10 protein-coding genes are annotated in these 12797 nt (G+C 68.2%); all 10 read right to left on the bottom strand.

What is annotated here, in order from left to right; all coding sequences use genetic code 11:
* Positions 1-83: 83 nt before the first annotated feature.
* The 10 genes from fusA to ACZLIF_RS10300 all read right to left on the bottom strand — a co-directional run bounded on the left by fusA (position 84) and on the right by ACZLIF_RS10300 (position 12761).
* Entirely contained in the window at positions 84-2120 is a 2037-nt protein-coding gene (fusA, locus tag ACZLIF_RS10345; RefSeq protein ID WP_128988587.1) for an elongation factor G, read from the bottom strand.
* A gap of 370 nt (positions 2121-2490) precedes the next feature.
* Positions 2491-3252, bottom strand: coding sequence for a heme ABC transporter ATP-binding protein (locus ACZLIF_RS10340; RefSeq protein ID WP_128988585.1), 762 nt, complete (start codon positions 3250-3252; stop codon positions 2491-2493).
* A complete protein-coding gene (locus tag ACZLIF_RS10335; protein WP_128988583.1) occupies positions 3249-4292 on the bottom strand; it encodes a FecCD family ABC transporter permease in 1044 nt (347 codons plus the stop codon). The genes ACZLIF_RS10340 and ACZLIF_RS10335 overlap by 4 nt, the downstream gene beginning before the upstream one ends.
* On the bottom strand, positions 4289-5341 hold the full coding sequence (locus ACZLIF_RS10330; protein WP_128988581.1) for a heme/hemin ABC transporter substrate-binding protein: 1053 nt from the start codon (positions 5339-5341) through the stop codon (positions 4289-4291). Before ACZLIF_RS10330 ends, ACZLIF_RS10335 begins: the two co-directional genes overlap by 4 nt.
* A 51-nt stretch (positions 5342-5392) precedes the next feature.
* The gene (locus ACZLIF_RS10325) at positions 5393-6781 is read right to left on the bottom strand and encodes a YncE family protein (RefSeq protein WP_128988579.1); all 1389 of its coding nucleotides are present in this window, start codon (positions 6779-6781) and stop codon (positions 5393-5395) included.
* Positions 6782-6903: 122 nt separating this feature from the next.
* Entirely contained in the window at positions 6904-7932 is a 1029-nt protein-coding gene (locus ACZLIF_RS10320) for an alpha/beta hydrolase (protein ID WP_065182201.1), read from the bottom strand.
* A 200-nt stretch (positions 7933-8132) separates the two neighbouring features.
* Complete coding sequence (locus ACZLIF_RS10315; protein ID WP_128988577.1) at positions 8133-8522, bottom strand: DUF805 domain-containing protein; 390 nt, start codon at positions 8520-8522, stop codon at positions 8133-8135.
* 81 nt (positions 8523-8603) lie between these two features.
* Positions 8604-9881 (bottom strand): replication-associated recombination protein A, encoded by a 1278-nt coding sequence (locus ACZLIF_RS10310; RefSeq protein ID WP_227255445.1) that lies wholly within the window; start codon positions 9879-9881, stop codon positions 8604-8606.
* Positions 9882-10067: 186 nt separating this feature from the next.
* Positions 10068-10706: an outer membrane lipoprotein periplasmic chaperone LolA gene (gene lolA / locus ACZLIF_RS10305; RefSeq protein ID WP_065182198.1), complete on the bottom strand. Its 639-nt coding sequence runs from the start codon at positions 10704-10706 to the stop codon at positions 10068-10070.
* Between the two features lie 111 nt (positions 10707-10817).
* Positions 10818-12761, bottom strand: a complete 1944-nt coding sequence (locus ACZLIF_RS10300; protein WP_128988575.1) for a DUF3857 domain-containing protein — start codon at positions 12759-12761, stop codon at positions 10818-10820.
* Positions 12762-12797: the final 36 nt, after the last annotated feature.

Raw genomic sequence — 12797 nt, 5'->3', positions numbered from 1 at the left:
TCTACACTTTTGTTGCACTGCAATGCGCCCTGCCGCCGCTCGCCGGCAGCAAGAGGGGCCCGCGAACGGGCCCCTTGCACACTTCAGGCAGCGCGTACCGGCTCGTAACCGTGCAGGTGCGCTTCACTGCTGGCGCGCCCCTGGCTGAGCGAGCGCAACGCAGTGGTGTAGCCCACCAGTTGCGCCAACGGTGCAAAGCCGATCACTTCGGCACGGCCCTCCTGGTCCTCGATGCGCGCGACGCGACCGTGGCGACGGTTGAGGTCACCGACCACGTCGCCCACCGACGCCGAGGGCGAATGCACCGTTACCGCCATCACCGGCTCCAGCACCTGCGTGCCGGCACTGGCCAGCGCGGCCCTGACGGCCTCACTGCCGGCCCGGTGGAACGCCATGTCCGAGGAATCCTTGGCATGGGTCTGGCCGTCCACCAGGGTCACTTCGATGCCCACGACCGGATGCCCATGCGGTCCCTCCGACAGCGCCGCACGCACACCCTTCTCCACCGCTGCGATGAAACCACGGGGGATCACGCCTCCCACGATGCGATCGTTGAACACCACCTGGTCATCCTCGCGCGGCGCCACGTCCAGCACCACATGGGCGAACTGGCCCTGGCCACCGCTCTGCTTGACGACCCTGCCGACCACGCCGGAGACCGCGCACAACGGCGTTTCCTGGTAGGCAACGCGCGGCGAACCGATGCCGACATCGACCTTCCATTCGCTGCGCAGGCGCTCGACCATCACCTCCAGGTGCAGTTCGCCCATGCCCCATACCAGCGTTTCGCCGCTCTCGCGATCGGTCTCCACGCGGAATGACGGATCCTCCTGGGCGAGGCTGGCCAGCCCCTGCGCCATGCGGATCAGGTCCGCTGCACGCGCAGGTTCCAGGCGCCACGCCAGCACCGGCGCCTGTGCCTGGATGCTCTCCAGGCGCAACGGCTGATCGCGTGCGCTCAGCGTTTCACCGCTGACTGCATCCTTCCAGCCCAGCACCGCGACGATGTCACCGGCCACGGCCTGCTCGATGTCATGGGTCTGGTCTGCCTGCACCCGCACCAGGCGGCTCACGCGCCGACCCTGCGGATGCTGCGAGCTGGCCACAGCGTCGCCTGCCTTCAGCGTTCCCGAATACAGCCTCACGAAGCTCAGCGCACCGTGCTGCTGATGGGTGATCTTGAACAGCAGGCCCGCCAGCGGACCCTCCGGATCCGGCGGCAGCAGCACGTCGCCGGCCTCGCCTTCGGCAGTGACGGCAGGCCGATCCAACGGCGAAGGCAGGTAATCGACCACCGCATCCAGCAGCGCCTCGATGCCTTTGTCCTTGAACGCCGCACCCGCAAGCACCGGCACGCCCGCACCGGCCAGCGTCGCCCGCCGGAGTGCCGCGCGCAGCAGTTCCGCATCGATCACCCGGCCTTCCAGCCACGCATCGGCCAGACCCTCATCATGGTCGGCCACGGCCTCCACCAGCGCGTCGCGCCGCGGTTGCCACTGGCTGCGTGCAGCGTCATCCCACGGCGTGATGGTCACCACGCCGCCGTCGCGCCACTGCAGCACGCGCTCATCCACCAGATCGACCCAGCCGCTGAAGTCGCTTTCGCTGCCCAGCGGCACACCCAGCGCCCACGGCCGCGCCTGCAGCTTGTCCCGCAGCTGCTCCAGCACGCGCTCGAACGAGGCGCCGACACGATCCATCTTGTTGACGAAGGCGATCAACGGCACCCGGTGCCGGCGCGCCTGGCGCCACACCGTTTCCGACTGCGGCTGCACGCCATCCACGGCAGAGAACACCGCGACGGCACCGTCGAGCACCCGCAGCGAACGCTCGACTTCAATGGCGAAATCGATGTGGCCCGGGGTGTCGATCAGGGTCAGCCGATGCGGCGGCAGATCGCGCGGCGCCCACTGCGCCTGCACGGCTGCTGCGCCGATGGTGATGCCACGCTCGCGCTCGATCGCCGAGAAATCGGTGGTGGCGTTGCCGTCATGGACCTCACCGACGCGGTGGATCTCGCCGCTCTTCCACAGCAGTCGTTCGGTGAGCGTGGTCTTGCCGGCGTCGATGTGGGCAATGATGCCGAGGTTGCGACGACGGGAAAGGATCTGGGTGTTCATGTGATGGGTTCCTGCAAGCCAACTTCGGGGGCCGCGCACCCCGGTTGGCGACAGGGTGCGCGGCTAGCGTTCGGTCTCGGCGATCTGGTGCATGGCACGTTCTCCTTGCGGTGCAGCGGGTGGATGAAAGGGACTGCGGAAACGAAAAGAGCGCCCCGGAGGGCGCTCTGTGGATGGTCCAACGGTGGCCGATTCAGCGGCCCCGTCGAGCTCCAGGCAGACACGCCCGTTCCGCGCTTGCGCGGGTCAGGGTGAAAAACTTCAGGAGCGGCATCCGGTTCATGGGGCGCATTCTAGACCTGCCAATCTGGCGCGAAAGTGCTGATTGCGCGCACCAGTGGAACGATGAGGATTCCTTTCGCCGCCCGGATCAGGTGACCACCACCAGCGGCACGCCCCGCTTCGGATGCTCCAGCACGACCACGTCCTGCTGGTAGACCCGCTGCAGCGTGTCCACGGTCAACACCTGCGCGGGTGAGCCGTCGGCGGCCACCCTGCCCTGTTCCAGCAGCACGATGCGGTCGGCATGGCCGGCGGCCAGATTCAGGTCGTGCAGCACCACGATCACGCAGGCCCCGGCCTCGGCACAGGCACGCACGCTGCGCAGCGTACGCTCCTGGTGGCGCAGATCCAGCGCAGCGGTCGGCTCGTCGAGAAGCAGCAGCGGCGTATCCTGCGCCAGCACGCGCGCGAACGTGGTCCGGGCCGACTCGCCACCGGACAACTGCTGCACCTCGCGCAGGCGCAGCGCCTGCAGTTCGGTCGCGTCGATCGCGGCCTCCACCTGCGTGTCATCGCGTACGGGATCGGGCGGGTGTGGCAGGCGCCCCATCGCCACCACCTCCTCCACGCTGAATGCGAAGCGCACGCCGTGCTCCTGCGGCATCACCGCGCGCTCGCGCGCCAGTGGACCGGCCTTGTAGCCGGCCAGCGGCCTGCCAAGCAGGCTCACCTCACCCGCATCGGCACCCAGATCGCCTGCAGCGACTGCCAGCAGCGTCGATTTGCCAGCGCCGTTGGGCCCCACCAAGGCAGTGACCGTCGCCGGCTCGAACGCCAGGTTGATGCCGTGCAGGATCTCGCGCTGCCCGCGTCGCACCACGACGTCGCGCAGATGAAGCAGGGCCGTCATGGGGCTGCCTTGCGGCGCTGCTGCAGCACCAGCCAGAGGAAGAACGGTGCACCCAGTGCAGCCGAGAACAGACCGAGTGGAATCTCCGCCGGCGGGTCGAGCGTGCGCGCGGCCGTATCGGCCACCACGATCAGCAGCGCCCCCAGCAGGCCGGAAAGGGGCAGCAACCAGCGGTGCCCCGGCCCCACCAGCATGCGCGCCACGTGTGGCACCACCAGGCCGACAAAGCTGATCGAACCGGCAAACGCGACGGCCGCACCCACCAGCAGGGCACTGAACGCCACCAGCCGGCGGCGGGTCCGTGCCACGTCCAGGCCCAGATGCTGGGCCTGGCGTTCCCCCAGCGCCAGCATGTCCAGTGGCGTTGCCAGGCGCTGCAGCGCGAACACGCCGATGGCGAACAACGGCACCACGGCGGCGACATCACTCCAGCTGGCGCGGGCCAGCGAACCCATCTGCCAGAACACCAGCGACTGCAGTTCGCTCTCGCTGGCGATGTAGGTCAGGAAACCGATCAGCGCCGAGCAGAACGCCGCCATGGCGATGCCGACCAGCAACAGCGTGGCATTGCCACTGCCCTTGCCCGGCCGGGCAAGGGCGTAGGTCAGGCCGATCGCCAGCGCACCGCCGGCAAACGCGGCCACCGGCACCAACCAGCCGGCCGCACCTGCAGCACCGAGCACGATGGCGGCGACCGCGCCCAGCGCGGCGCCCTGGCTGACACCGACAATGCCCGGGTCCGCCAACGGATTGCCGAACAGCCCCTGCAGGCTGGCACCGGCCATCGCCAGCGATGCGCCCACCACCGCGCCCAACAGGGCGCGCGGGATGCGCAGCTGCCAGACCACCGCCAGATCGCGGCTGCTCACCGCCTGCGGATCGAGCAACCCCATCTTCACCGCCAGCGCCTGCATCACCTCCAGCGGCGGCAGCCGCAGCGGGCCCACGGCGAACGACGCCAGCACTGCCCCCAGCAGTGCCAGCAACACCACCATCAACATCGTCCGCCCGCGACGGCGGCGCCGGTCCGCCGGACTCATGCCTTCGGCAGCGCCGCCAGCGCCCGTGCCAGCGCCAGCGCGCCTGCCCCGGAACCTACGCTGGTGTACTTGAGCTGCACATCCGGCATCACCCAGACCCGGTTGGCCTGCCCGGCCGGTGTCTGCTTCAGCGTCGGGTACGACTTCCACAGGCCCTCGGCACCGCCGAACAGCTGCAGATCGTGCTCGGTCACCAGAATCACCTCCGGTGCCGCGGCGACCACACCCTCATTGCTCAGCTGCGAGTAGTTCTTCACTCCCGCTTCGGTGCCGATGTTGACGCCGCCGGCCAGCGCGATCAGTTGCGCCGATGCGCTGTCGGCGCCCGCAACGGTCGGTGCGCCGCCGGCACCGGTGGCCGACACATGGATCACACGCGGCGCATGGCCCAGGCCCCGGCCGATCGCTGCGGCCTCATCCAGCTGACGCTGCACCTGCGTGGCAAGCGTCTGCCCTGCTTCGGCCAGCCCGAGTGCGGCGGCGACCTTGCGCACCTTGTCCGGCGCCGGCTGCAGATCGTCGATGACCACCGCCGGCTCCCCCACCTCGCGCAGCTTCTTCGCCAGCTCGGTGTGGCGGCGCAGGCTGTTGCCCAGGAACAGCGAACCCTGCAGGCTCAGCACACCCTCCACACCCGTGGTGCGGTTGAACAGGAACTGGTGCGGCGCAGCCCGGCCAGCCTCGGTGGTGGTGTTGGTCGGGGCGGCAAATACCTGCTTGCCCAGCCCCAGCGCCTCGATCACCGCGATGACGTCGTCGCCACCGGCGATGATCCGGCGGGTGTCGGTCACTGCGATATCGGCGCCGTCATCGGAATGCACCTTGGCCGGCAGCACGGCCTTCTGGTCATGCACGGCCGGCATCTCGGCACCGGCCACGCGTTTCCAGCCTGCCGGCAACGCGGTGTCCGCGGCGGCCGCCATTGCCGCCGGCGGCGCTTCGGAAGGCTTCTTGGCATCGGAGGGAGCCGACGAGCCGCCACAGGCAGCCAGTGCCAGCGAAACAGCCAACGGAAGTGCGCACAGGCGCAGACGGGGCACGATGTTCATGGACGTTCTCCTTGCTGGCAGGGCGACGCGCGCGCCGCCCTGCCGTCTGACTTACTGCTTCGGGGTGATGCGGGTGATGCGGTCACCCTTCGGGTCTTCAGCGCCGCGCGACTTGTTCACCGCGAACACGTTGCCCTTGCCATCGGCACGGACGTGGTTCGGCAAAGTGCCGCCGTCGAGGTTGGCGACCACCTTGCCCTCGCGGTCGACCACGGTCACGGTGCCGGCGCCACGGTTGCTGACATAGGCCAGGCCGGATGCATCATCGAAGGCGACGTTCAGCGCACCCGCGCCCACCGGCACATCGTGCAGCACCTTGCCGGCTGCGACGTCGACGATCAGCAGGTTGTCGGTGCCCTGCGACGCCACGTACAACCGGTTGCGCGCCGCGTCGAACGCCACGCCCGACGCGCTGATCGAGTTGCCCAGATCGATCACCTTCTCGACCTCACCGCTGGCCACGTCGATCACCGCCGCCTCCGGCGTGCCGATGCTGACGGTGAACAGCTTGCCGCCCTTCTCGTCCAGCACCAGGCTCATCGGCGTGAACTTGCCGTCATCCACGCCCGATTCAAGCGTCACCGCGGGCAGCTCCTTGAACGTCTTCGCATCGAATACCGACAGGTGATCCTCACCGGTGGCCGAGGCAAACACCTTGCCGCGGGTACCATCGATCACCACGTCGCGCGCATGCGGCACCGCATCGACCGGGAACTGGTGCACCAGCGACAGATCCTTCTGGCGATAGACGGCCACGCTGTTCTGACGGGTATTGGTCACCCACACGTTGCCGTTGGCATCATCCACGCCCACGCCGTACACCGCATAGACCGCGCCGTTGGTACTGCCCGGCACCTGCGCCGGAGTGATCGCCTTGCTGACCTTCAGCGACGCCGGGTCGATCTTCAGCAGCTGCGACTGGGTCACCGGCGGCCGGCCGACCGCGGAGGTCACGAACAGCGCATTGCTGGCGGCGCTGTAGGCGGACTGGTACAGGCCCGGCACCAGCTTGTTGGACTGGGTGGTGAACTGCGCCTGGCCCGACAGCGGCAGCTGCGGCGAGACGCGCAGCTTCAGCACCGTCGCGGCGGCCGGCTGGCTCGCCCGCACCACGACCGGATGGGTGCCCGGCACGGCATCGGCGGGAATGGCCAGCTGGGTCTTGAAGTTGCCATCGGCATCAACCACCACCGGCTGGGCGTTCAACACGCTGTCGCCGCGCAGCAGGCTGACCTTCTGGCCCGGCACGAAGCCGCGACCGACCACATCGGCGGTGCTGCCCGGCACCACATTGTCGCCGCGCGAGACCACCTGGCCCTTGAACGTGGCGTTGGCCGGTTGATCGAATACCGGCTGTGCGGTGGCAGCGACGGCCAGCAGCAGGCCGGTGGCCAGAGTGGTGAAGCGAAGCGAAGGACGAAGGGAGGAACGGAACGACATGACAGGCTCCTTGCACACGTAGGCCGCGCCACGTGGCGCGGGATTCATCGGTTGCCTGGGCCGCTGCACGCGGGCAGCCTCGCCTGGGTAGTGGGGTCGCACGGCAGGCCGCGCGAAGGGATTCATTCGCTGGACGGCCCATCCGTTGCACTGGCGCCATCGCCTGCACTGCGATCGGTCACCCCGTACAGCTCATGCAGCGCCGCGTGGAAGGACGCCGGCAGCATCGGGCCATGGCCCAGGCCAGGAAACTCGCGGTACTGCACGCTCAGCCCCGGCACCCGGCGCAGCCGCTCGGACAACTGCATCGCCGCGTCAGGCGTGGCGCCGCCGATGCGGCGCAGGTGCGCGACCACCCGCGGGTTGTTCAGGTCGCGCTTGCCGCGGTCGCCGACGCGCTCGGCGCCTCCCAGCATCAACCAGACCCTGGCCGGCTGCCCGTGCACGTTCTGCACGAACTGCTGTTCGGGATCGCCCAGCGCCGCGCCCTGCGCCCACCACAGTGACGGACTGGCGGCGAGATAGGCCTGGAACGCGGCCGGCCGGGTGTACAGCGCGTTGAGCACGAACAGGCCACCGAGCGAGTGCCCCCACAGCGCCTGCTGCCCGGTGTCGACGCGCGCGCGACGCTCCACCTCGGGCTTGATGCGGCGTTCGATCACATCAAGGAACGCCGCAGCGCCCCCGCCGACCGCCTGGGTTGCGCCGCTCTCATCGTCGGCGCGGTCGATCCATGCCGTGTAGTCACGGGTCCGCGCCTTCGAGTCGATGCGCAGATCATTGTCGTAGCCGATCAGCACCAGCACCGGAGGCGCCTTGAGTGCTGCAAGTTCAGCCAGCAGCGGCTGGTCGAGCACCATCGCCACCGCATTGCCGTCCAGCGCGTACAACACCGGCGAAGGTGCACTGGAGGCGCGGACCGGAATCGCCAGATTCACCCGCCAGCGGCGCTGCGTGTCGGCACTGTCGATCACGAAATGCTCGAAGCGATAGCTGGCGGCCGGCTCATCCAGCACGGTGTGGCCGATCTTCTGCAGCGGATTGCGCTGCTGCGCGTACGCATACGGGGTAGCCAGGAGCAGACCCATCATCAGGACGGCAAGGCCGCGGGCCAGCGGACCACGGTGCGGAGGCAGGACGAAATGCTTCATCGGCGGGCGACGTCAGCGGCCTGGGCCGCTGTTTCACAAGGGACCGCAGTCTACCTTAAACGCGAATGATTATCACAACGATCAAACGTCACACTGTGTATCACGCGCGCGATACCGCGGCGTCATGGGACGCATCATCATTGTTCCCGCCAAGGCGGGAAGGCCGATCCAGGACCGGGCGCTGCCCGGCGGGTGCGGCGTCAAGGGCCCGCCGGCACCGGGCCATACGCGTTTTCCTGCGGCGTGCCCGGCAGCAGGGCGAACACCAGGATCACCAGGCCGCCCATCGGCACCAATGCCAGAAGATAGAGCCAGCCGGACTGGTTGCAGTCATGCAGACGGCGCACGGTGACGGCGATCAGCGGCACGATCGTCGCCAGCCACATCAGGCCCAGCAGCACCATCATGCCGATCAGGATGGCGCTCAGTGCATCCGGACTGGAGCGCATGAGGATCGCCAGCACGCCGGCCAGCAGCGACACCGCCGTGGCCACCAGAAACAGGAACAGCTGGAACATCCAGTATTCGCGGCGATTGGCCCGACCCTCGAACTGGGCGTAGCGCTTCAACGCCAGAGTCATGTCCTGCATGAACGTCATCCTTGAGAAGTGAACCGGGGATTCTCTCGAATCAGCGTGGACCCGACAATCGGATTGGTTGCATAACGGCGATCAACGCCGCTTCGCCGCCCGCGCCGCCTCGCGCTCGGCGCGCAACCGGTCGAGCTTTTCCTTCAGCTTGATCTCCAGTCCGCGCGGCACCGGGTTGTAGTACACGCGCTCGCCCATCGCATCGGGGAAGCCGGTCTGATCCAGCGCGATCCCGCCTTCCGCATCGTGGTCATACTGGTACTCGGCACCGTAGCCCAGTTCCTTCATCAGCTTGGTCGGCGCGTTGCGCAGGTGCAGCGGCACCTCTTCGGTACCGCTCTGGCGCACGTCGGCCTTGGCCTGGTTGAACGCCGCGTAGCCTGCATTCGACTTGGCGGTGCTGGCCAGGTACAGCACCAGCTGGGCGAACGCGAGCTCGCCTTCAGGGCTGCCCAGCCGTTCGTAGATGTCCCACGCTTCAAGCGCCATGCTCTGTGCTCGCGGATCGGCCAGGCCGATGTCCTCGATCGCCATGCGGGTCAGCCGGCGCGCCAAGTACGACGGATCACAGCCGCCGTCGAGCATGCGGGTCAGCCAGTACAGCGCCGCATCGGGGTTGGAACTTCGCACCGACTTGTGCAACGCCGAGATCTGGTCGTAGAACTGCTCGCCGCCCTTGTCGAAACGACGGGTGCGGTCGGCCAGCACCTGGGTGAGCGTCTGCGGGGTGATGTGCCCGCCTTCACCCCCTGCCAGTTCGGCGGCGATTTCCAGCAGGGTCAAGGCGCGGCGCACGTCGCCATCGGCAGCGGTGGCGATCTCCAGCAGCAGCTCGGGCGCAACCTCGATGGACTCCTGGCCCAGGCCGCGCTCGCGATCGCCCAGCGCCCGCTGCAGTGCCTCGACGATGTCGGTGGGCGAGACCGCCTCCAGCACGTGCACACGGCAGCGTGACAGCAACGCCGAGTTCAACTCGAAGGACGGGTTCTCGGTCGTGGCACCCACGAACAGGATGGTGCCGCGCTCGATATGCGGCAGGAACGCGTCCTGCTGCGCCTTGTTGAAGCGATGCACCTCATCGACGAACAGCACGGTACGCCGGCCTTCGGCGAAACGCTGCGCCGCTTCTGCCAGGACCTGGCGCACCTCCGGCAGGCCGGACAGCACGGCGGAGATGGCGCGGAACTCGGCATCGGAATACTCGGCCAGCAGCAGCGACAACGTGGTCTTGCCACAGCCCGGCGGGCCCCACAGGATCATCGAATGCACGCGACCGGACTCGACCGCCCGGCGCAGTGCGCTGTCCGGAGCGAGCAGGCGCTTCTGCCCGACCATTTCATCGAGGGTCTGCGGACGCATGCGCTCGGCGAGCGGGCGCAGATGATCCCGATCGACACTCAGCAGATCGGGGCCGGGGAAGGAAGTGGAGCGTTGTCTTGGCACCCGCTCATTGTACCGCGCCCCCCGTCGGTCGCGCCGGGCCATGCCCGGCGGATCGGCGAAATGCGCACATCGGTAGCGCCGGGCCATGCCCGGCGTCACCCATCAGTTGCCGATGACGTCAGTGCCGGCCGGCGGGCTGAAGCGGAAGGTCGAGGCCGCGAACGTCGGGTTGCGCTTCCAGCCGCTGAAATTGATCACGGTGCGCTGGCCGACCGCGTCGGTGATCTCCATCCTCGCCAGCCCCTGGGCATTGAAGCCTAGTGCAGCGTACTGGAAGCTGGCCTCGGTATCGCGCTTCGGCGACAGCGACAGCCACTGCAGGCCATCCCGTTGTGCCGCCTCCTCGCTGAGGTCGTACTGCTGCTCCAGCAGCGCCGGGTTGATCAGCGCGGTCAAGGGGCTGTTCTGCTCTTCCTTGCCCTGCTCGCGCACGGTGGCCTGCTCCAGATCCGGCTCGTACATCCAGACCTTCTTGCCGTCGGCCACGATCAGCTGTTCATGCGGCCGCACGTACTCCCAGCGGAACAGGCGCGGCGCCGACAGGGCCACGCGGCCGCTGGTCGATTCCTTCACCTTGCCGCGGCTGTCGAACACCTGCTGGCTGAACTGGCCATCCAGGCCCTTCAGGCCGCTGGTGAAGTTCTTCAGGTCATCGCGGGCACCCGCCCACGCGCTGCCCGCGGCGGCGCAGGCCATGGCGAGAGTGCTGGCGGCAAGAATACGGCGGAGGCGGACGTTCATGCGGGAATCCTGTGGGCGCGGGCGCAAGGAAAGGTGGATGTCAGTGTGCCCGGGCAAAGATGAATGGGCGATCAGGGCGACATTATGCCGCCCCGCACGTCCACCGGCGATTCAGTTGGCCGGCGCAGGCAGCCTTCCATACAGAACCTGTCCGCGGAAGCCGCGGCGCACTTCGCGATACAGCGCGCGGAACGCGGTGTAGTCCTGGGGCTGGCACAGTGCCTCCGGTCCACGCACGGCATTCTGCTGCAGGCGATGGTGGACGATCACCTCCTGGCCCTGCCGGCTCCAGTCCACCCGGTACTCGCCCGCGGCATTGGCAAAACGCTGGCTGGCCGGAATGGCGATGATCGGCGCGTTGGCCGGGAACTGCAGGCGATAGGTTTCTTCACGCAGGCTCGCGTTGCAGTAGAACGGCGTCTCGTTGGCCGGTGCAGACGCGGTAGCGTACAGCCCGCGCACCGACTCGCCGCCCGGCGGATCCGGCACCGCCATGCCCCCGGCCACGCTGAAGTCCACGTAGTCTTCCGCCTGGAAGGCCATGCGGTAGCCGAACGGCCGGGTCAGATCGACCGGGACGCCCAGCAGCTGCAGCTGGCCGCGGCCATCAAAACCGGACGCCGCCATGATCGACTCCTCGGCACGCGCTCGATTCTGCGCGTTGAGCTGGGCGAACTGTGCGCGCATACCAATCTCGGCATTCTCGCCCAGCTGCGGAATCGTCTCGCCACGCAGATTGCCGTTGGCGTCGAACGTGAAGCGCACCTCCATCGATGTTGCGTTGCGCTGCGGACCATTGGCCGGCGTGCGTGCCAGGCTCGCGTCGGCCGTGCGCATCACCGGCGCGCCCAGGTCGCCCTCGGGCAACTGGCCGAAGCGCGCCCAGGCGGTGGTCGAATCCAGGTACAGATCGAACTCGGGAATGTAGGTGATGGCGTGGTTGAAGCGGCCCAGCACCGGGATCTTCGGCAGCGTCGGTCCGCCACCGGCACCAATCAGCACCGGTGAACTGGTGATGCCCTTGGCCGCCAGCAGCGCCTCCAGGATCGTCACATGGTCCTTGCAGTCGCCGTAGTGGTTGTCGAGGATGCTCTGCGCACTGTTCGGCTCCAGGCCGCCATTGCCCAGGTACACCGCCACATAGCGGATGTTCTGCGCCACCCAGCGGTACAGTGCATCGGCCTGCTCGCGCCGGTCGCTGATGCCAGCGGTGATCTCATCAGCCAGCGCCTGCAGCGCCGGGGTCACCTCGGCCGCCGGACCGGCCTTGAGCTGGTACGCCCGGCCCATCTGCGCCCAGTCACGATAGGTGCTGGCCATGATGTTCGGGCCGAACTCCCAGCCGGCGGCCGACCAGTTCTGCGCCTGCATCGCCTCGCCGCGCTGGTAGCGCCAGCGCCACTGCGCCTGGCCGTTCCTCACCACCGGGCGATCGCTGCCCTGCACGCCGCGGCTGTCGACGAACATCGGCAGGTTGGCCGGCGCGCTCAGCGTCACCTCGGCATCCTCGTATTCGGTGAACACATTGAAGGTCTCCCACAGGCCGAAGTAGCCCGGGAAGTACGGCGTGGCCTGGGTGCGGCGCACCTGGTAATACAGGCGCGTGCCCGGCGCCAGGTTCGGGAACACGATCACCCGCACCTTGCGGTCGGCGTACATCGCTGCCGAGGCGCTGGAATAGCTTTCCTGGGTGTAGATGCGATCTGCCGGAACGTCACGGCGCTGGCCATCGGCGGTGATGGTGTAGGCGTCGAGCACCTCCAGCGTCTCCATCTTCTCGCTGTAGCTCAGCCGCACCTGGCTGAACTGCTCGACCGAGGCCTTGGTCTTGAGCAGGACCTCGTAGGTCTCGGTCTGCACATTGCCTGCGTCGGGCCGCACCTGGTAGTCGGCGCGATAGCGGACGATGCTGAAGTTGTTGCTGGCTTCGGTATCGCCGCTGGCGGAAGGCGGCGCCGTAGCGGGCGCGGGGGTGGCGGTCTCCGCCAGGGCCGGGCTGGCGGCCACCAGGCCAGCCAGCGCCAGCGCCAGCGCGCGTGGTACGGGATGAAGCATTCGTCGGATCCTTGGACGTCGTGGGGGTACGTCGGG

The organism is Stenotrophomonas sp. 2201_Sma, from assembly GCF_056486685.1.
The sequence above is the reverse complement of the archived record's forward strand: the minus strand, read 5'-3'. Positions and strand labels throughout refer to the sequence as shown.

Bases quoted from the DNA above. Each gene is read 5' to 3' on its own strand.
- fusA (WP_128988587.1), bottom strand. From the start codon at position 2,120: ATGAACACCCAGATCCTTTCCCGTCGTCGCAACCTCGGCATCATTGCC.
- ACZLIF_RS10340 (WP_128988585.1), bottom strand. From the start codon at position 3,252: ATGACGGCCCTGCTTCATCTGCGCGACGTCGTGGTGCGACGCGGGCAG.
- ACZLIF_RS10335 (WP_128988583.1), bottom strand. From the start codon at position 4,292: ATGAGTCCGGCGGACCGGCGCCGCCGTCGCGGGCGGACGATGTTGATG.
- ACZLIF_RS10330 (WP_128988581.1), bottom strand. From the start codon at position 5,341: ATGAACATCGTGCCCCGTCTGCGCCTGTGCGCACTTCCGTTGGCTGTT.
- ACZLIF_RS10325 (WP_128988579.1), bottom strand. From the start codon at position 6,781: ATGTCGTTCCGTTCCTCCCTTCGTCCTTCGCTTCGCTTCACCACTCTG.
- ACZLIF_RS10320 (WP_065182201.1), bottom strand. From the start codon at position 7,932: ATGAAGCATTTCGTCCTGCCTCCGCACCGTGGTCCGCTGGCCCGCGGC.
- ACZLIF_RS10315 (WP_128988577.1), bottom strand. From the start codon at position 8,522: ATGCAGGACATGACTCTGGCGTTGAAGCGCTACGCCCAGTTCGAGGGT.
- ACZLIF_RS10310 (WP_227255445.1), bottom strand. From the start codon at position 9,881: ATGCGTCCGCAGACCCTCGATGAAATGGTCGGGCAGAAGCGCCTGCTC.
- lolA (WP_065182198.1), bottom strand. From the start codon at position 10,706: ATGAACGTCCGCCTCCGCCGTATTCTTGCCGCCAGCACTCTCGCCATG.
- ACZLIF_RS10300 (WP_128988575.1), bottom strand. From the start codon at position 12,761: ATGCTTCATCCCGTACCACGCGCGCTGGCGCTGGCGCTGGCTGGCCTG.